The 17,840-nt window shown below is 46.5% G+C and carries 18 protein-coding genes; 12 read left to right on the top strand and 6 right to left on the bottom strand.

Annotated features, from left to right (window positions below; all coding sequences use genetic code 11):
* Positions 1-14 precede the first annotated feature (14 nt).
* The gene (locus CZ434_RS20220; protein ID WP_077624781.1) at positions 15-1,610 is read left to right on the top strand and encodes a flagellar hook-associated protein 2; all 1,596 of its coding nucleotides are present in this window, start codon (positions 15-17) and stop codon (positions 1,608-1,610) included.
* 52 nt (positions 1,611-1,662) lie between these two features.
* On the opposite strand, the gene tatC is transcribed toward CZ434_RS20220, so the two are convergent.
* From tatC to CZ434_RS20240, 4 genes are read right to left on the bottom strand one after another with little or no spacing between them, the layout of a single operon-like run.
* Complete coding sequence (tatC, locus tag CZ434_RS20225) at positions 1,663-2,415, bottom strand: twin-arginine translocase subunit TatC (RefSeq protein WP_245831037.1); 753 nt, start codon at positions 2,413-2,415, stop codon at positions 1,663-1,665.
* A gap of 20 nt (positions 2,416-2,435) precedes the next feature.
* Positions 2,436-2,654, bottom strand: coding sequence for a twin-arginine translocase TatA/TatE family subunit (gene tatA / locus CZ434_RS20230; protein ID WP_077624782.1), 219 nt, complete (start codon positions 2,652-2,654; stop codon positions 2,436-2,438).
* Between the two features lie 40 nt (positions 2,655-2,694).
* Positions 2,695-4,434, bottom strand: coding sequence for a GMC family oxidoreductase (locus CZ434_RS20235; RefSeq protein WP_077624783.1), 1,740 nt, complete (start codon positions 4,432-4,434; stop codon positions 2,695-2,697).
* 18 nt (positions 4,435-4,452) lie between these two features.
* Positions 4,453-5,220 (bottom strand): gluconate 2-dehydrogenase subunit 3 family protein, encoded by a 768-nt coding sequence (locus tag CZ434_RS20240; protein WP_077624784.1) that lies wholly within the window; start codon positions 5,218-5,220, stop codon positions 4,453-4,455.
* 205 nt (positions 5,221-5,425) lie between these two features.
* Between CZ434_RS20240 and fliS the strand changes: the two genes are divergently transcribed.
* The 7 genes from fliS to prfB all read left to right on the top strand — a co-directional run bounded on the left by fliS (position 5,426) and on the right by prfB (position 11,996).
* Positions 5,426-5,827: a flagellar export chaperone FliS gene (gene fliS, locus CZ434_RS20245; RefSeq protein ID WP_077624785.1), complete on the top strand. Its 402-nt coding sequence runs from the start codon at positions 5,426-5,428 to the stop codon at positions 5,825-5,827.
* Complete coding sequence (fliT, locus tag CZ434_RS20250; RefSeq protein ID WP_077624786.1) at positions 5,827-6,180, top strand: flagellar protein FliT; 354 nt, start codon at positions 5,827-5,829, stop codon at positions 6,178-6,180. Before fliS ends, fliT begins: the two co-directional genes overlap by 1 nt.
* An 8-nt stretch (positions 6,181-6,188) precedes the next feature.
* Positions 6,189-6,575 carry a DUF8042 domain-containing protein gene (locus CZ434_RS20255; protein WP_077624787.1) on the top strand — a complete coding sequence of 129 codons (387 nt, stop codon included), beginning with the start codon at positions 6,189-6,191 and terminating at the stop codon, positions 6,573-6,575.
* Positions 6,576-7,028: 453 nt separating this feature from the next.
* The gene (gene hpf, locus CZ434_RS20260; protein WP_077624788.1) at positions 7,029-7,589 is read left to right on the top strand and encodes a ribosome hibernation-promoting factor, HPF/YfiA family; all 561 of its coding nucleotides are present in this window, start codon (positions 7,029-7,031) and stop codon (positions 7,587-7,589) included.
* 269 nt (positions 7,590-7,858) lie between these two features.
* Entirely contained in the window at positions 7,859-8,035 is a 177-nt protein-coding gene (locus CZ434_RS22335; protein ID WP_179107330.1) for a hypothetical protein, read from the top strand.
* Positions 8,036-8,299: 264 nt separating this feature from the next.
* Positions 8,300-10,813, top strand: coding sequence for a preprotein translocase subunit SecA (gene secA, locus CZ434_RS20265; protein ID WP_077624789.1), 2,514 nt, complete (start codon positions 8,300-8,302; stop codon positions 10,811-10,813).
* An 81-nt stretch (positions 10,814-10,894) separates the two neighbouring features.
* Positions 10,895-11,996, top strand: a protein-coding gene (prfB, locus tag CZ434_RS20270) for a peptide chain release factor 2 (RefSeq protein ID WP_143262150.1) whose coding sequence is annotated in 2 segments (ribosomal slippage) — positions 10,895-10,966 and positions 10,968-11,996 — 1,101 coding nt in all. Because the reading frame shifts where the segments join, the coding sequence is not laid out codon by codon here.
* A gap of 142 nt (positions 11,997-12,138) precedes the next feature.
* Here prfB and CZ434_RS20275 read toward each other — a convergent pair.
* Together CZ434_RS20275 and CZ434_RS20280 are read right to left on the bottom strand one after the other, a co-directional pair.
* Positions 12,139-13,704 (bottom strand): phytoene desaturase family protein, encoded by a 1,566-nt coding sequence (locus CZ434_RS20275; protein WP_077624790.1) that lies wholly within the window; start codon positions 13,702-13,704, stop codon positions 12,139-12,141.
* Positions 13,705-13,811: 107 nt separating this feature from the next.
* Positions 13,812-14,264, bottom strand: a complete 453-nt coding sequence (locus tag CZ434_RS20280; protein WP_077624791.1) for a VOC family protein — start codon at positions 14,262-14,264, stop codon at positions 13,812-13,814.
* A gap of 308 nt (positions 14,265-14,572) precedes the next feature.
* On the opposite strand from CZ434_RS20280, the gene CZ434_RS20285 reads away from it, so the two are divergent.
* The 4 genes from CZ434_RS20285 to ftsX all read left to right on the top strand — a co-directional run bounded on the left by CZ434_RS20285 (position 14,573) and on the right by ftsX (position 17,795).
* Positions 14,573-15,439, top strand: coding sequence for a YitT family protein (locus CZ434_RS20285; RefSeq protein WP_077624792.1), 867 nt, complete (start codon positions 14,573-14,575; stop codon positions 15,437-15,439).
* Positions 15,440-15,482: 43 nt separating this feature from the next.
* Positions 15,483-15,887, top strand: coding sequence for a cytochrome c551 (gene cccB / locus CZ434_RS20290; RefSeq protein WP_077624793.1), 405 nt, complete (start codon positions 15,483-15,485; stop codon positions 15,885-15,887).
* Between the two features lie 338 nt (positions 15,888-16,225).
* The gene (ftsE, locus tag CZ434_RS20295; protein ID WP_077624794.1) at positions 16,226-16,912 is read left to right on the top strand and encodes a cell division ATP-binding protein FtsE; all 687 of its coding nucleotides are present in this window, start codon (positions 16,226-16,228) and stop codon (positions 16,910-16,912) included.
* Positions 16,902-17,795, top strand: coding sequence for a permease-like cell division protein FtsX (gene ftsX / locus CZ434_RS20300; RefSeq protein ID WP_077624795.1), 894 nt, complete (start codon positions 16,902-16,904; stop codon positions 17,793-17,795). The genes ftsE and ftsX overlap by 11 nt, the downstream gene beginning before the upstream one ends.
* The last annotated feature ends 45 nt before the right edge of the window (positions 17,796-17,840 follow it).

Here is a 17,840-nt window from a genome sequence, read left to right on the forward strand (position 1 = left end):
AGGCTGGTGAGAAAATGGTAGACAGTATTAATACAAACAGAATCAGCGGGCTGGCATCCGGGATGGATACCGAATCAATGGTCAATGACCTGATGCGGGCGGAACGGATGCCGCTCGACAAGCTTGAACAAGATAAAACATGGATGACCTGGCAGCGTGACGCTTATCGCGATGTCAACAAATTGTTCTATGACTTGGATCAGCAAGTGCTCGATATGAAATTGCAGAAGACGTACAGCTCCAAGTCGACATCGACGACACAATCAGGGGCGGTGACTGCTTCCGCAACGGCTGCTTCCACGAATGGTACTTACAATATCCAAGTCGATCAATTGGCGACTTCAGCGGTCAACTTCAGCCAGTCGGCGATTTCCGGCGGGGATGAACCGATCAACCTTGATGGAAAACTGAATGAACAGGTTTTTGCCAATGGATCGATCGACACGGGGGCTGACACGGAGCTTTCCTTCGATTTCTTCACGTATGACAAGAATGGAAACAGGCAGGATCACCAGGTGAAGTTTACCGGTGACGATTCCATGAACGATATTTTCAAAAAAATCTCGACAGCATCTGACGGGGCTGTCCGGGCCTTTTATGATAATGAAGCAGATAAAGTGATTTTGGAACGTACGGAGACAGGGAATTTCAACCAGTCCGACGAATTTCTCGGCGCCGAGATTGGCTTCAACGGCCAGACAAATTCCAGTTTCCTGACCGATATCCTGCAGATTAAAAATGGCAAACAAGTCACCTTGGAAGACGGCACGACTGAATGGCAGCGAGCGGAAACAGGCGGTTCCAATGCCAGGTTCATTTACAACAACGGCTATGAAGTGGAAACGACGAAAAACTCCTATACACTGGACGGCGTTACGTTCAACTTCACGGACACGACAGACGGCCCTGCCAAAGTGACTGTCAACAATGACGTCGACGCCGCTCTCGAAAAAATCGTCGGTTTTGTTGATAAATACAACGAATTGCTTGAGAAAGTCAATGAAAGTGTAAGCGAACCGAGGTATCGCGATTACAAACCGCTGACAGATGCCCAAAAAGAAGAAATGTCCGATAAACAAATCGAACAGTGGGAAGAAAGGGCAAAAAGCGGCCTGCTCAGAGGGGACAACATGCTGTCATCCGGGCTGGTGAGTATGCGGCAAAGCTGGTACGGCCAGATTGATAACGAAAGCAGTTTCAGCCATCTGTCGAATATCGGCATTGAAACATCTCCCAACTACATGGACGGGGGCAAGCTGATTGTCGATGAGGAAGATTTGCGGACTGCTTTACGGGAAGATCCTCAATCTGTCTACAAGCTGTTTTCGAACGACGTGGAAGGCAGTGGAAGAGGGATCATCAACCGCCTCGAAGATTCGATGGCAGGGACGATGGACCGGATTCAGGAACGGGCCGGCAAGGGAACGCAGACACTTGAGCAGTACACGCTGGGTAAACAGTTGAAGGATATCGACACCCGGATCGACCGGTTCCAGGACAAACTGGTGCAAACGGAAAACCGTTACTGGCGTCAGTTCACGGAAATGGAAAAAGCGATCCAGCGGATGAATCAGCAGTCGATGTATTTAATGAACCAATTCGGCGGATAAAAAAAGGAGCACCATGTGGGGATGGTGCTCCTTTTTGCTATGTGAAATTCAATTAGGTGGGATCGACCTGTTCCTCTGCCGTTTCTTTTCGTTTATAGACGACTTTTGATAAGAGTACACCTAACTCGTATAACCCGATCAGCGGTCCTAACACAATCATCTGGGAAAGCAGGTCCGGTGGCGTGATCAGCGCCGAAACGATCGCCATCAGCAGGTAACCATACTTCCGGATTTCTCCCAGTTTGGCCGGTGTGATGATGCCGATAGCCGTCAGGAACATGAGAAACAATGGTACTTCGAATAGAAAGCCAAGTGGGATCGATGTCATCAGCATAAACGAGAAGTATTCTTTGGCGGTGATCATCATATCGAAATTATTCGACCCGATCCTCATTAGAAAGCCATAGACAGTAGGGAAAATGATAAAAAAACCGAAGGAAATACCAGCCAGGAAACTGAAAAAGATTCCCGGTATGAAAGACAGGGCTGTCCTGCTTTCCTGGTTAGTCAATGCCGGTCTGACAAACTTCCAGCCTTGGTAGCCGATAAACGGGGCCGAAAGCCCGAGACTGAGGCTTCCGGCTATCCCTGTATAAAATCGGACGACATCCAGCGGTCCCAGCATGACCAGTTTGCTTTCATCGGTCAACAATGGAATGACATGGTCGATTGAAACCAGTATGATTATAAAACAAGCCAGAAAGAAGACGACAGAGCTGATGACAGCTTTCCGTAAGTCGGTAAGGTGTTCAACGAGCGTCTGCTCTGCTTCCAAAGCATTTTTATCCATATGTGCTTCGCGCATCATCGATTCCCCCCGCCAGGTTAAGATGGATTATCTTTTTTGTCTGTTTCCGCGGATTCAATGTATTTCTTCTGTTCCTCTCCATCATCGTTCATCAAATTGCTTGCAGACTTCTTGAACTCGGAAAGTGTTTGTCCGAAGGCGGCACCGATTTCCGGAAGTTTTTTCGGTCCGAAAATGATCAGTGTCACCACCAGAATAATAATCAACCCTGGAATGCCTATATTGGTTATTCCCATCATATTAGCTCCTTTTTACGCATCAGATAAGCGGATTCTTCTAAACATGTTCACTGTTGTTTTTTGCCTTCACCAATTGCCCGCTTCCTTCTCTGTACTTCATGATCCCTTCTGCAGCCCGGTATGCCAATGCGCCGACTGTACCTGTCGGATTGTAACCGCCGTTATGGGCGAATGCCGAAGCGCCGACCACGAACAGGTTATCGACATCCCACATCTGCGAATAATTGTTCACTGCCGAAGTCTCCGGGTCTGCCCCCATGATTGCGCCGCCGGTATTATGGGTGGTCTGGTATGGCACGATGCTGTAATGGTCGCTGATTTCTCTTGGCTCTACCTTGCTTGCACCCATCTCTTTCATGATTTCTACGCACTTCTCTGACAAATATTTGTGCAGATTTCGATCTTGCTCGGTAAAGTCATAAGTTAACCGGAGCAGCGGTCTGCCGAATACGTCTTTATAGTCCGGATCAAGGCTTAAGTAATTGTTGCGGTGTGGGATGGAAGCTCCCTGGACGCCGATAGACAGATTCCGGTGATAGTATTTGATCGACTGGGACTTGAACTCTTTTCCCCAGTTCGGTGTATCGTTCGGTACGGTATTGTTGTTGATCGGGCGCTGTCCTGTTTGCGTGATCGCAATGGTGCCGCCATGGATGAAATTGAGGTCGGAATGGTCGAAGTTATCGCCATTGTAGTCATCGACTGCAGCTCCGAGCGAACCTGCTCCCATATAGGTGTTGAATTTTTCGTCTTCAAAGAAACCTGTCGCACCAGGCAAAATTTGATAGCAGTAGTTCTTGCCGATTACGCCTGTTCTGCTTTCCGGATCATACGGGCGGCCGATTCCGGAATTCAACAACAACCGGACATTGTTCATGACATAACTCGTCAAGACCACGATGTCGGCCGGCTGGATGAATTCTTCGCCTGTCTGCAAGTCGATATATTTCACACCGGTCGCTTTCCCGCCTTCATAAATCACTTCGGTCACATTGGCATGTGTCCTCAGTTCGAAATTCCCCGTGTTCTCGGCAGTCGGAATGACCGTGATATTCGGGGAAGTTTTGGCGCCGTATTCACAACCGAACCGTTCGCAAAAACCGCAATACTGGCACTGGTTGATCGTTTGGCCATCAGGGTTTTCGTAAGTTTCGGAAAGGTTTGCTGACGGCATATGGAACGGGCTCAACTTCAATTTTTCAGCCGCGTCCTTGAACCGCTTCGTGATCGGTGTTTCCTTCATCGGCGGTGTCGGGTAGTCATTTTCTCTTGGAGCGCTGTTCTTGTTGCCTTCACCGCTTATTCCGGCGGTTAGTTCGAATTGGTAGAAATACGGTTCCAGCTCTTCGTAGGTGATCCCCCAGTCCTGGAGGGTATAGTCTTCACCGAGTTTGTTTTTTCCATACTTTTCATCGGTCATTGTTTTGATTTGAAGATCATATGGAAGGAATCTCCATGTCTGGCCGTTCCAGTGGACGCCTGCACCGCCAAGTCCTTCCCCTAAAAGGAAAGAGCCCAGCTGCCGCATTGGCAGGGCGCGTTCTTCCCGGTGATTCCGGAAGGTGATTGTTTCCCTGGACAAATCCTGCATCAATTCATAGCGGATGGCATACCGGTATTCATCGTGCACATGCTGGAAATCGTCCGTGGACCTCGATTTGCCCCGTTCAAGTCCGACGACTTTCACTCCTTGTTTGGCAAGTTCCGCTGCGATTATACCGCCTGTCCAACCGACTCCGACGGTAACTACTTCTACCTTATCCAGTCTTTTAGCCACTGTTCGTCCTCCATTTCTTTATTGGGAAATGTGTGCTCTTAAAGCTTGTGGTTCTTTTTCGATAAATTCTTTTTTTTCGATTTCATTGATATAACTCATATAGTTGCCAGGATATTCTTTCATCAGCCAGCCTTCCATGTTCCCGTTCCCTCCGTACAGCGGATCGGAATAGGCTCCTTCTATCGTGGCCGAACGAAGCAATTCAAAGAAAGTAGTCGAGGTGACCCCTTTCAATTTCACGTCACCATCCTGGAATCTTTGCAGGATTTTATCCTGCTGTTCGCCTTCCAGATCAATGTAAGATTCACCGAATTCGTTCTGGCTTTCCCGTTCGATCGCCTGGATGCCGACATCGAATACTTCATGTCTTTTCAGCCTCGTCTGGTATCCCTGAAAGTCGGAACCAGGATAAAACGGCCCCATCATATATTCTCTTTCGTTATGCCCGTAGGAACCGGCCAACTGGTGGTCGATGAAAAACGGGACACCGAGTTTGATGGCGCCAGGCCCGTTGTCGTCTTCCGGAAAAATCCGTTCTGTTGCGGCACTGATGATTTGAAAATCTTTCTGTCTAGTAAAGTGCATCAATGCCTGGTTGAAATTCGTCGATTCGTCGTTGTTGGCATGCTGTTGCTGTCCTTGTTTTTCGGTATTGTTGCCGCCGAACAGGTTCCTGCCAAGGATCGTACCTAGAAAGCCTCCGCCGATTGCACCCCCAGCTGCATAGCTTGAGTTTTTGATGAACCGGCGCCGGGACATGGTTGAGCGTTCTTTTTCGTCTGCCATTTTGCGCCTCCTATACCATATGGGTTTCTTTTCTTTTATACTATGGACACAAATGTAGAATCATATACTCTTTAAAGCCGGAGATGACAGGCGTGGGGGAGGGGAGGCAAAAAAGTTTTCAAAGAAGGCTTAACAGATTCCACTTTCCGGCCGATATAAACAATAAGGATATTTAAGCAATATAAGGGAGATGTTTTGTAAACCTATGTCTATAAAACAGCAATATCAAGCCTACCAAAGCAATTCTGTAACAACAGCATCACCAGGGGAATTGACACTCATGCTGTATAATGGCTGCTTGAAATTTATCAAACATGGAAAACGCGGAATAGAAGAAAAGAACATCGAAATGAAAAACACGAACATCCAAAAGGCACAAAATATCATCCATGAACTGATGGTGACATTGGATCAGGATGCGGCCATCACCAAAGAAATCATGCCGATGTATGATTACATAAACCGCCGTCTGATCGAAGCGAACATCCAGAACGACACGGAAATACTGGATGAGGTGGCAGGACTTGTCACAGAATTCCGCGATACGTGGAAAGAAGTAATCAAAGTGACCCGCCAGCAGCAATATTCCCAAGGTGCGAATGTGTAATGAACAGATTGGTTCCATTGTATAAAGCGACAGATGCCCTTCACAATCTATTGCAAAAAATCGGCCCGTCGACACAGCGGGAGGAAGCCATTGCAGAGATCACTTCCCTGCTCGATGAGCGTGAACAACTGCTTGCACAAGTCAAACCTCCGTACTCAGAAGAAGAGCAGAAACTGGGACGGGCCCTTTTGCCACTCGACCAGGGCATCGAAAAGAAGCTTCAAACATTGTTTGCTGAGTTGAAATCGGAAATGAAAGCCGTCAAAAAGCAAAAAACATCGAACGTGAAATATACGAATCCATACCAAAATGTCGCCAATTTCGATGGGGCATTTCTAGATCAAAAGAAATAGGTGATAGGATGACCAACCTGAAAGATTCTCAGCGTCATATGCTGAAAGAATATGTTGAACTCTTGAATGTCATGGAAGAAGGCCTGGCGTATCTCGAGCATAACTTGAAAGAGGAAGCACCTCCCCAGGTTGTCCGGGTATTCGAAGATTTGCTGTCAGCGTTCGATCAATTAAACAACTGCCACCAGCAAATGGCCGAAATCTTTGAAGAAAACAAAACCAGGCTGGGCGAGTTAATAGAGGACTGCAAGGATATTATCCAGTCCTTTGCAGAGTGGTTTGATTTCCAAACTAATGACGAAAAACGCCTGCTTATCAAAGCGCGGGTACTTCCACAGTTTGAAAGCTGGAAAAGCCAGATGGATAAATTCCTGACACCGTATATAGTGCATTAATGGAAAAACCACCCGATCGGGTGGTTTTTTTCGTTGGGTAGGGGGCTGTGATTGGGGCCGGTGGCCGGCGTCGGATGCCGCTCTAGTTTCAGATCGAGGCGCTCTAGAACGGGTGGCTGGTGATCCAGTTAGCAGGTACGGAAGGAAGCTGAGCGCGGGCCCGCCTGAGTGGAGCGCGCATCCGTGGAACATGCAGCCCCGGACAGGAGCGCCTTCAAGGTTAACAAGATTATCATGATCCAAATTTTGAGCGTCCCCCAGGCCAACATGCTCACCATAATCAAAACTGGAGCGGCCACAGACAAAATTCTCCTTTAATCCCCGACACACACAGATTCCGACATTTCGTCAGATTTAGACACAAAATAGTTGAAAATTCGCCCTGTTTAAGAAGGAATTAGACGGGGTACTGTGGAATAATAAATACATAAGGATGAAAGGAGGACACTAACTATGAAATTTAACATTCGTGGAGAAAATCTTGAGGTGACTCAACCCATAAGCAGTTATGTGGAGAAAAAAGTGAGCAAGCTAGAGCGGTACTTTGAAACGCCGCTTACCTCTGATGTATATGTTAATTTAGGTGTCTATAACGATGAGCAGGTAATTGAGGTGACGATTCCGATGCCGAATCTGTTACTCCGTGCCGAGGAGCGGCATGATGATCTATACGCTGCCATCGACCTTGTAGTCGATAAATTGGAACGACAAATCCGAAAATATAAAACGAAGGTGAACCGCAAATCCCGTCAAAATGGCTCTCCGAAACATGTGTTTGCCGGTATGGAACAGGATGCTTTGGAAGCACAGCTGCAGGAGGAAGAAGATGACGAAGGTTTGGAAATTGTCCGTACCAAGTCTTTTGACTTGAAGCCGATGGATTCCGAAGAAGCTGTCCTGCAAATGGATATGTTAGGCCATTCCTTCTATGTGTTTACGAACGCAATCAGTGGTGACACCAATGTTGTTTACCGTCGCCGCGATGGACGGTACGGGTTGATTGAACCAAGCTGATTTCAGTATAAATGAACAAGATGAAGTGGATATAAATATAAAGTAAACTTTTTGTAAAGGGCGGACCGGTTGCAGTAACCGGGCCGTCTTTTTTGTTTTCCGGATTGATAATTTTATGGGAAAGGAAAGAGACAGGCAGGTATTTCTCGGAAATCCGGGGACAAAACAGGAAAACGGCGCAAAAAATAGCGCATATTATCGCATATAGGCAGTTCGCCTCGAAATTTGCGTTGTGATATAAATGAGTTACTAGCAAGGAGGGATGCTTTTTGAAAAAGGCAGCGAAACATTGTCCGACATGCGACAACATCCACCTCAGACTAAAGCAGCATGAACAGACGATCACACAGCTGATGGCGATCATTGCTGTGACCAACCGCAAATTGACCGAGCTTGATACGAAGCAGACGGCGTTTGCCAAGGATTATTTACTTCATCTTCATTAACCTCGTTTTAAATCCCCGTTATCCTCTTTAACCTCCAGAACTTTAATCCTCATTGCTGACGAAAAAGCAGTCCATCCCCGGGCTGCTTCTTTCGTTCGCCTGCTGCCTGTGGACGTGTTCAGTGTTCTTGTCATCAAGTGGTGCTAGTGTTATTATTATGGTTGGACTATACTATGTTTTCAAACACTTTAAATAGGAAGATTCCTAGCAAATAGAAACCTGCCGGAGCAGGCAGGGTTTCATAAATAAAGAGGAGCGTTTTACATGCGTGGATTACTGAAGAAAGTTTTTGGTGATGGTAACCAACGTCAATTGAATCAACTGCAGAAAGTGGCAGATGAAATAGAAGCGCTGGAACCTGAAATAGAGAAATTATCCGATGAAGAATTGCGAAATAAAACTGAAGAATTCAAAAAACGTTATCAGGACGGTGAATCTCTGGACGATTTGATGCCGGAAGCATACGCTGTCGTCCGTGAAGGAGCAAAGCGTGTACTGGGCATGCGTCCATACAATGTCCAGCTTTTAGGTGCGGTCGCCCTTCATGGTGGGAACATCTCCGAGATGAAAACTGGGGAAGGTAAAACACTTGCCTCTACCATGCCGGCTTACCTGAACGCATTGACTGGAAAAGGCGTTCATATTATCACGGTCAATGATTACCTGGCCGAACGTGACTCACGGGAAATGGGCGAGCTATACCAGTTCCTCGGAATGACTGTCGGAATGAACGGCAACGGCTTGAGTAAAGAAGAAAAGCGCGCAGCATATCAGGCAGACATTACTTATGGTACGAACAACGAATTTGGATTCGATTACCTGCGTGACAATATGGTGCTGTACAAAGAGCAAATGGTGCAGCGTCCGCTTCACTTTGCGATCATTGATGAGGTCGATTCGATTTTGATCGATGAAGCTAGAACACCATTGATTATCTCAGGATCTGCGCAAAAATCGGCCAACCTTTATCATGGGGCCAATTCTTTTGTACGTACGTTGAATAATGAAGATGATTACACATACGACGAAAAAACGAAAGGCGTCCAATTGACTGAAGAAGGGATCAACAAAGCTGAAAAGTTCTTCGGTATTGAAAACCTGTTCGATTTGAATAATGTCACACTGACACACCACATCAACCAGGCGCTGAAAGCACATGCTTCCATGCATCGTGATACCGATTATGTGGTGGAAGAAGGCGAAGTGGTCATCGTCGACCAGTTCACTGGACGTTTGATGAAAGGCCGCCGTTACAGTGACGGACTTCACCAGGCCATCGAGGCTAAAGAAGGTTTGCAGATCCAGAATGAAAGCATGACCCTCGCTTCGATCACGTTCCAGAATTTCTTCCGGATGTACGAAAAACTGGCCGGTATGACTGGTACAGCGAAGACAGAAGAAGAAGAATTCCGCAACATTTACAACATGGATGTTGTTGTCATTCCGACGAACAAACCGATCGTGCGTGATGACAAAGCGGATTTGATTTATCAATCAATGGAAGGGAAATTCCATGCAGTAGTGGAAGAAATCAAGGAACGCCACAACGCCGGCCAGCCGGTGCTTGTCGGTACGGTCGCTGTCGAGACATCCGAATTGATTTCCAAACTGTTGAAAAAAGCCGGTGTGCCGCACAATGTCCTGAATGCGAAAAACCATTACAGGGAAGCGGAAATCATCGAAAACGCCGGCCAGCGCGGTGCCGTTACCATTGCGACCAACATGGCCGGACGTGGTACGGATATCAAACTCGGCGAGGGCGTCAAGGAACTTGGCGGCTTGGCGGTAATCGGTACGGAACGCCATGAATCACGTCGTATCGATAACCAGCTCCGTGGACGTTCCGGACGTCAAGGAGACCCTGGTGTCACTCAGTTCTATTTGTCTATGGAAGACGAACTGATGCGCCGCTTCGGGTCCGACAACATGCGGGCGATGATGGAACGCTTCGGCATGGACGACAGCCAGCCGATTGAAAGCAAGATGGTTTCCCGTGCGGTTGAATCTGCCCAGAAACGTGTCGAAGGGAACAACTTCGATGCACGGAAACAAATCCTTTCCTATGATGATGTTTTGCGCCAGCAGCGTGAAATCATCTATAAACAGCGTTTTGACGTAATCGACTCGGACAACCTTCGTGAAATCATCGACCAGATGATAGTGTCGACAGTGGAAAGAGTCGTTCAGACCCATACTCAGGATGAACTCGATGAAAACTGGGATTTGCAGTCGCTGGTCGACTACCTTGAAGGCAACTTGCTTGATCCGGAAACCATTACTGTCGACGATCTGCGCGGCAATGATCCGGAAGAAATGACCGAGTTGATCATGACAAAAGTCCGTGAGAAATACGACCGCAAAGAAGAAGAGTTGACTCCTGAACAAATGCGCGAATTTGAAAAGGTCATTCTGCTCCGTACGGTCGATACGAAATGGATGGACCATATCGATCAGATGGATCAGCTTCGTCAAGGTATCCACTTAAGGGCATACGGACAGAACGATCCGCTCCGCGAGTACCAAATGGAAGGCTTCTCGATGTTCGAGCAAATGATCTCTGTCATCGAGGAAGAAGTTTCCCGGTATGTGATGAAGGCGCAAATCCGCGAAAACCTGCAGCGTGAGGAAGTCGTTAAAAATACGCAAGCTGTTTCCGGCGGAGACAACGAACAGAAGAAGAAAACAAAGCAGCCATTCGTGAAAGGCGAGGACATCGGCAGGAACGATCCTTGCCCATGCGGAAGCGGCAAAAAATACAAAAACTGTCATGGACGGTAAATGAAACAGGAAGACACTTCCGTTCCGGGAGTGTTTTCCTTTATGATAGAAGCAGTACTTATTATTTAATGAGGTGACCATATGGAATTAGTAGAAATACGGCAAGAGTTAGATAAAATGGCTAAGGTAATAGCGGACTTCAGGGGGTCTCTTTGACTTAGATCAAAAGAGAGCCCGAATTGCAGAACTGGAAGAAGAAATGACCGCTCCGGAATTCTGGGATGACCAGCAAGCCGCACAGACGGTTATCAATGAAGTGAACGGATTGAAGGAACTGGTCCACAATTTTGATAAACATGAAGAAACATTGGAGAATCTCGACGTTTCCTATGAGCTTGTCAAAGAGGAAGCGGATGAGGATTTGAGGGAAGAGCTCGAGTCTGAAGTGCAGCAGCTGAGGGTCGATTTGGACAACTTCGAGTTGTACATCTTGTTGAGTGAACCATATGACAAAAACAACGCCATCCTTGAACTTCACCCAGGGGCAGGCGGCACGGAATCCCAAGACTGGGCAAGCATGCTGCTGCGCATGTACACGCGCTGGGCTGAACGGAAGAACTTCAAGGTCGAGACAATGGATTACCTTCCGGGAGATGAAGCCGGAGTGAAAAGCGTGACATTGCTGATCAAAGGCCACAATGCTTATGGCTATTTGAAAGCGGAAAAAGGCGTCCACCGTCTTGTAAGGATTTCACCGTTCGATTCATCCGGTCGACGTCATACTTCCTTTGTTTCCTGCGAAGTGATGCCTGAGCTTGATGACAATATCGATATTGATGTCAACACCGAAGACTTGAAAATCGATACGTACCGTTCAAGCGGTGCCGGTGGTCAGCACGTCAACACTACCGACTCTGCAGTGCGGATCACCCATACACCGACAAATACGGTCGTGACTTGCCAGTCGGAACGTTCTCAGATAAAAAACAGGGAACAGGCGATGAAAATGCTGAAAGCGAAGTTGTATCAGCTGGAAATCGAAAAGCAACAGCAAGAACTGAATGAAATCCGTGGAGAACAGAAAGAAATCGGCTGGGGAAGCCAGATCCGTTCATATGTATTCCACCCATATTCCATGGTGAAGGACCATCGTACAAACCATGAAATCGGAAATACCCAGGGGGTCATGGACGGTGACTTGGATCCGTTCATCAATTCTTATCTTCGTTCCAGGATGGATTAATAAGAAAAGAGGTTACCAGGCTTTGCCAGGTAACCTCTTTTTTATCATGGTGCTCTAGTTGCACATATTATGCTCCAGACCGTTCAGTTCCCTTTCTTCCAAATCAGCACTTTTTCCAAGAAAAATGCCGTACACCTGTCTTTCACCCAAGTTTCTCCCCAAGCAAATAGCCGGATGCAGCGTTCAACCCGCCGCCAGGCCATGTGGAAGCGCCGATCATGTACAAGTTCTTTACAGGTGTATGGTAGCGTGAATATCCGGCGACTGGCCGGAAGACAAAGTTTTGAAACATCTGCATGCTTCCTGCCATTAAATCGCCGCCGACCAGGTTGGGATTTTCTGTTTGTAAGTCCTCGGGGGAAAAGACTGTCCTTGCCAAAATCTTCTCCTTAGTACCGGTTGTGTATTCTGCGAGCTTGTCGATGATCCGGTCAGCATATTGCTCCTTCATTTCATCCCAGCTGGAAGAGTTAATTTTGCCTAGTGCATCTCCTTTGGGATGGGCGGGAAGCACACGCACCATCAGCCAGATGGTCGCTTTTCCTTCGGGTGATCTTGTCTGATCGATAGTGTCAGGCTGTCCAACCATCAAAAAAGGACTGTCTGGCAGGATTCCGTTCATCGCCTGGACGTGTGTTCTGGCCAGATCCTCTGTATATGGGCCGATATGGACATAGGCGGATTCGGAAAATTCTTCTCCTGCTTTCCATTCCAACGGCTCGTCAAGTGCTAAGTGGATCATCATGGTTCCCGGCCCGTAATGAAAGTCGTTGGCTTTCTCGAAATAGCTGTCTGGGAGTTTGTGTTTATCAATCAACTGATTCACAAGCTGGGTCGGAGTGACATTCCCGATCACCGCTTTCTTGGCATAAATGGTTTCCCCATTGGCGAGACGGACTCCTTTAGCCGTTTTCCCTTCGATGATTACTTCGTCTACTTGTTGATTCGTCTGAAGGTGCCCGCCTCTTGCTTCCAGCATTTTGACCATGGCTTTGATGATTTTGTTCACCCCGCCTTTGGAAAAAGGAGTCCCATGACGGAAGCTGTCGATTGCTTCTATTAAAGGGAAAGCCGCACCAGCCGAAATATCCGGTCCGAAATCCATTTGGTAACCCCATGGAAAAAACAATGCTTTGACTTTATCGTTTTCGAACCAAGAATCGACAAATTGTCTCGGCGATTTTAACAGCTGGCTTCCGACTTCAAGGGAACGTTTCAGTTTTAACTCTTTAAAAGCCTTCATCAGTACTTTTCCTGATTGAATCGATGGGATTTCTGTCTGCATCAAGGATAACAAATGTGGAGCGACTTGATCGTAAAGATGGTCAAGGTCGTTCCAGGCATATGTATCATTGGCAGAATGGCGGGCGATGCTTTTGAACATTTTCTTCCGGTTTTGATGAGCGGCAATGCCGGTTCCATCCGGGAAAACGCAGGCATATGGTTTATCGCTTATCACAGGTTCAAAACCGTATTCGTGCATTTCATCTTGATGCTTTTTATAGAAACGGGAATTCAAAAATAATTTGATGTTCATCGAGAATAAATCGTGTTGAAAGCCTGGAATGGTCACTTGTCCGGTCTTGGCTGCTCCTCCTGGTTCGGTTCCTTTTTCGAGCACGAGCACCTTCCAGCCTTTGTCGGCAAGCATGATTGCCGAAGCCAGTCCATTATGACCTGCGCCTATCACAATCGCATCATAATCCATCGGTCAACCTCCTTTGTATCAATCGGTATTATGGTTTGTTCCCTTTTATCTATAGTAATCAAACACAAAAACAACCGGACCGCAGGATTAGCAGTCCGGTTGTTGTTTTATTGGCTTTGTTCAAAAATGGCGGAGTTCGTTTGCTCCGGATATACTTCAATGACGTTGCCGAATGGGTCTTCACAGTAAATGAGGGAGTGCAGTCCCGATATGTTCCTGCGCTTTCCTCCATTCCGGACAATTTTGTCGGCAAGTGCCTGTTGGTCCTGTGATGTGACGCAAAGATGGAATAAACCGGGTCTGGAGTTTGCATCTGCCGGCGATGGCGTTTGTTCAAACTCAAACAACTCAATTCCGATCTTGTTGGGATCGTTCAACTGGGCGAGCCTGGCTCTTCTGAATGGTGCTCCATATAAATCACGCGATAAGTCTGTCAGCTGCTTTTTTTCGATTGTATCGTAAGGTGCGACGATCACTTTAAAGTCGAGCACTTTACTATACCAGTCGACAGCTTTGTCAATGTCAGGGACCGTGAGCCCGATCTGGGTGATTGCTGCCATGGTGTACCTCCTTTGTTTTTTTATCGATGATTATTAGTGCGGTTAAATTCTTTTAACATTACTATATTGTTTTGATTCCCATCTCGGACAATGTCAAACCTAAAAGAGCCGAGAGCTTTTGTTCGTGATTTAGCGCGTTAGAGTGGTAGAACACTACCATAGCTGATTAGCTTGTTCCAGTACATTTCACATGATATACTCCATAAGGTTGTACGAAGATAGATTTTTCAGAATGAAGCATCCGCCCATTCAAGAAAAAGAGCGGCGGCCATTCGGAGAAGGATATATTACTTGAACGGAGTGTTTTTATGATAGCGAGATACAGACGGGAACCTATGCCGTCTTGGTTGTTGAACATTATCGAATATTCTCTGGTGGCGATTGGTTCGTTTTTTGTCGCAATGGCTTTTAACGTGTTCTTACTGCCCCATGATGTCGCATCCGGAGGGGTGGCTGGCATCAGTACGATAACGAAGTCGCTATTCGGATGGGAACCTTCCCTCGTGCAAGGCTTGCTGAACGTTCCTTTGTTTATTGCCGGAGTGCTGATTCTTGGCAAAAATTTCGGGATAAAGTCACTTGTCGGGACGATTCTTCTGCCTTTTTTCGTTTTCTTGACGAAAGAGCTTCCGGCAGCAACGCCCAATCCATTATTGGGAGCGATTTTCGGCGGGATGGGTGTCGGTCTCGGTCTCGGGATCGTTTTTCGCGGCAAGGCATCGACAGGAGGCATTGATCTTGCGGCCCAAATCCTTCATAAGTTCACCCATCTCCCGCTAGGTGTTTGTGTGGCTTTGTTCGACGGAATGATTGTCCTGACGGCGACATTCGTTTTTTCCGTCGAAGAAGGGCTGTATGCATTGATTGGATTGTTCGTCACAAGCAGGACGATCGACTTTGTCCAGGTCGGGTTGAACACATCCAAAAACGTGCTGATTGTTTCCGACCATGTCGAAGAAGTACGGAAAGCTTTGTTGGAGGATGTTGACCGCGGTGTGACTGTCCTGAACGCTACCGGCGGCTATACGGATAAAGAACGCCGGATCATTATGTGCGTTGTCGCCCAAAACGAATTTACGAAGCTGACACAAATCGTGCGCAGAATCGACCCGAATGCTTTCGTAGTCGCAATGAATGCCACGGAAGTGCTCGGTGAAGGTTTTAAATCTCATTAATAGTATATACTAAGGTCTGACTACATTTCGAGGAGGACCTTTAATGAAAAAATTATTGATGACAGCTATTTTTGGAACCGTTTTGGTACTTAGTGCTTGTGGCGGAAATGACGAAGAAAACGCCGACAATGAAAACAATGACACAGCGACAGAAGAACCAGCAGAAAACGAGGCGCCGGCTGACGAAAATGAAAATGCAGGCGATGAAGGCGGTGGCGGAACTGTCGATACGGCTGCCGCAGAAGAAGCATACCAGCAAAGCTGTCAAAGCTGCCATGGCGCTGATTTAAGCGGCCAGGTCGGACCATCTTTGCAGGCAGTCGGCTCTGAGTATTCAAGAGAAGAGATTTTGGAAATCATCCAAAACGGTAAAGGCTCCATGCCAGGAGGACAAGCAACTGGAGAAGATGCAGAAATGATTGCTTCATGGCTGGCCGAAAAAAAATAAAGGAAAAGTCCCTAAACCGCTCAAAACGGTGAAGGGATTTTTTTATGCAAGTCATTCGTTCCTTTTTATTTTTGTTGACAGTTTTCTCTAAATTATTTCATATACCCTGATGGAAGTTGTCTAAAACGGGATTTTTTGCAAAAAATTACAGGAAAAGTCGTTTCTTGTAAAGTTTCCTGCTTGCTTGAAATATAAATGTAATAATTTTATAGCTAAAAAAACCAAAAAGAGATGTTATAATATAAAAGACTTGCTGATTCGACAAAAAATTCAGCGCATTGCAATCTATTACATAGGTTGATTCAGAAACAGAAATTAAAGATAAAGGTGATATATATATGATAGACATGAAGGGAGTTTACAAAACTTACCCGAATGGTGTCACAGCATTGAACGGAATCGATGTGAGCATCAAACAGGGTGAGTTTGTGTATGTCGTGGGTCCCAGCGGCGCAGGAAAGTCCACGTTTATAAAGATGATTTTCAGAGAAGAAAGACCTTCTAAAGGTACGGTAGTCGTAAATGACACCCCTCTACAAAAGATGAAATGGAAGAAGGTTCCCCATTTAAGAAGACATATCGGAGTCGTTTATCAAGACTTCAAATTACTCCCCAAATTGACCGTTTACGAAAATGTAGCATTCGCATTGGAAGTAATAGAGGAATCGCCTAAGGTGATCCGCAAACGAGTAATGGAAGTGTTGGAATCCGTCGGGTTGAAAAATAAAGCCCGGTTTATTCCGGACGAACTTTCCGGAGGGGAACAACAACGTGTGGCCATTGCGCGGGCGATTGTCAATCATCCGAAAGTAGTCATAGCGGACGAGCCGACAGGAAACCTTGATCCCGATACATCCTGGGAAATCATGAAAATCCTGGAAGATATTAATGCAGCTGGTACGACCATAATCATGGCCACCCACAGCAAAGAGATAGTTAATACGATCAAAAAGCGTGTAATCGCCATCGAAGGCGGCATAGTGGTACGAGACGAACATCGAGGTGAATACGGCTATGAAATTTAGCACTATGAAAAGGCACTTCCGTGAAGGTGGAAAAAATATTTGGCGAAACGGCTGGATGACGATTGCATCCATCGGAGCCGTTACAACGACATTGATTTTAGTCGGTGCATTCCTGGCGCTTATGCTCAATTTGAACCAGGTGGCAGGCAATGTCGAAAAAGATGTAGAAATAAAGGCGCTCGTGGAAGTAACTGCCGAACAGGGACAAGTAGAGAGCATCCAACATGAAATCGAACAAATCCCGGAAGTTTCCTCAGTTGAGTATTCCTCAAAAGAGGAGGAGTTAAACTCCCTAATTCAAAGTATGGGAGAAGAAGGTAACTCCTGGGAATTGTTTGAGCAGGACAACCCATTGAACGACGCCTATATCATAAAAACAGAAAATCCGCTCGACACGTTTGAGGTGGCGAGCCAGGTAAAGTCAATCGATAATATTAAAGAAGTTAACTATGGCGAAGAAGTAGTCAAAAACTTGTTCCGTTTCAACGATTATGCCCGGAACATCGGATTGGTTCTGATTGCGGCCCTTGTGTTCACAGCAATCTTTCTAATCTCGAACACTATTAAAATTACGATTATGGCAAGAAGCAAAGAAATAGGGATTATGAAGCTCGTCGGTGCTACAAACGGATTCATCCGCTGGCCGTTCTTCATTGAAGGACTGTTGCTGGGTGTGTTGGGAAGCATTCTGCCGATCGCGGTGATTATCTCAGGTTACTACTATCTTGACCGGAATGTCAGTGGATTGATTCAATTTGACTTCATTGAACTCCTGCCGTTCAATCCGTTCGCATGGCAGCTGGCACTGCTCGTATTGGCAATTGGAGCGGTGATCGGCGTCTGGGGAAGCGTGATGAGCGTAAGGAAATTCTTGAAAGTTTAAATAAATTCGTTTACTAGAATGAGAGATTCAACAGGGGGAAAAGGG

Origin of the sequence: Sediminibacillus massiliensis, assembly GCF_900156915.1 — a bacterium.
GTDB lineage: Bacteria > Bacillota > Bacilli > Bacillales > Amphibacillaceae > Sediminibacillus_A > Sediminibacillus_A massiliensis.

What these genes read in the sequence shown, in the direction of transcription:
- CZ434_RS20220 (WP_077624781.1), top strand. Translation starts at nt 15, where the DNA reads ATGGTAGACAGTATTAATACAAACAGAATCAGCGGGCTGGCATCCGGG.
- tatC (WP_245831037.1), bottom strand. Translation starts at nt 2,415, where the DNA reads ATGCGCGAAGCACATATGGATAAAAATGCTTTGGAAGCAGAGCAGACG.
- tatA (WP_077624782.1), bottom strand. Translation starts at nt 2,654, where the DNA reads ATGGGAATAACCAATATAGGCATTCCAGGGTTGATTATTATTCTGGTG.
- CZ434_RS20240 (WP_077624784.1), bottom strand. Translation starts at nt 5,220, where the DNA reads ATGGCAGACGAAAAAGAACGCTCAACCATGTCCCGGCGCCGGTTCATC.
- fliS (WP_077624785.1), top strand. Translation starts at nt 5,426, where the DNA reads ATGTCTATAAAACAGCAATATCAAGCCTACCAAAGCAATTCTGTAACA.
- fliT (WP_077624786.1), top strand. Translation starts at nt 5,827, where the DNA reads ATGAACAGATTGGTTCCATTGTATAAAGCGACAGATGCCCTTCACAAT.
- CZ434_RS20255 (WP_077624787.1), top strand. Translation starts at nt 6,189, where the DNA reads ATGACCAACCTGAAAGATTCTCAGCGTCATATGCTGAAAGAATATGTT.
- hpf (WP_077624788.1), top strand. Translation starts at nt 7,029, where the DNA reads ATGAAATTTAACATTCGTGGAGAAAATCTTGAGGTGACTCAACCCATA.
- secA (WP_077624789.1), top strand. Translation starts at nt 8,300, where the DNA reads ATGCGTGGATTACTGAAGAAAGTTTTTGGTGATGGTAACCAACGTCAA.
- CZ434_RS20275 (WP_077624790.1), bottom strand. Translation starts at nt 13,704, where the DNA reads ATGGATTATGATGCGATTGTGATAGGCGCAGGTCATAATGGACTGGCT.
- CZ434_RS20280 (WP_077624791.1), bottom strand. Translation starts at nt 14,264, where the DNA reads ATGGCAGCAATCACCCAGATCGGGCTCACGGTCCCTGACATTGACAAA.
- CZ434_RS20285 (WP_077624792.1), top strand. Translation starts at nt 14,573, where the DNA reads ATGATAGCGAGATACAGACGGGAACCTATGCCGTCTTGGTTGTTGAAC.
- cccB (WP_077624793.1), top strand. Translation starts at nt 15,483, where the DNA reads ATGAAAAAATTATTGATGACAGCTATTTTTGGAACCGTTTTGGTACTT.
- ftsE (WP_077624794.1), top strand. Translation starts at nt 16,226, where the DNA reads ATGATAGACATGAAGGGAGTTTACAAAACTTACCCGAATGGTGTCACA.
- ftsX (WP_077624795.1), top strand. Translation starts at nt 16,902, where the DNA reads ATGAAATTTAGCACTATGAAAAGGCACTTCCGTGAAGGTGGAAAAAAT.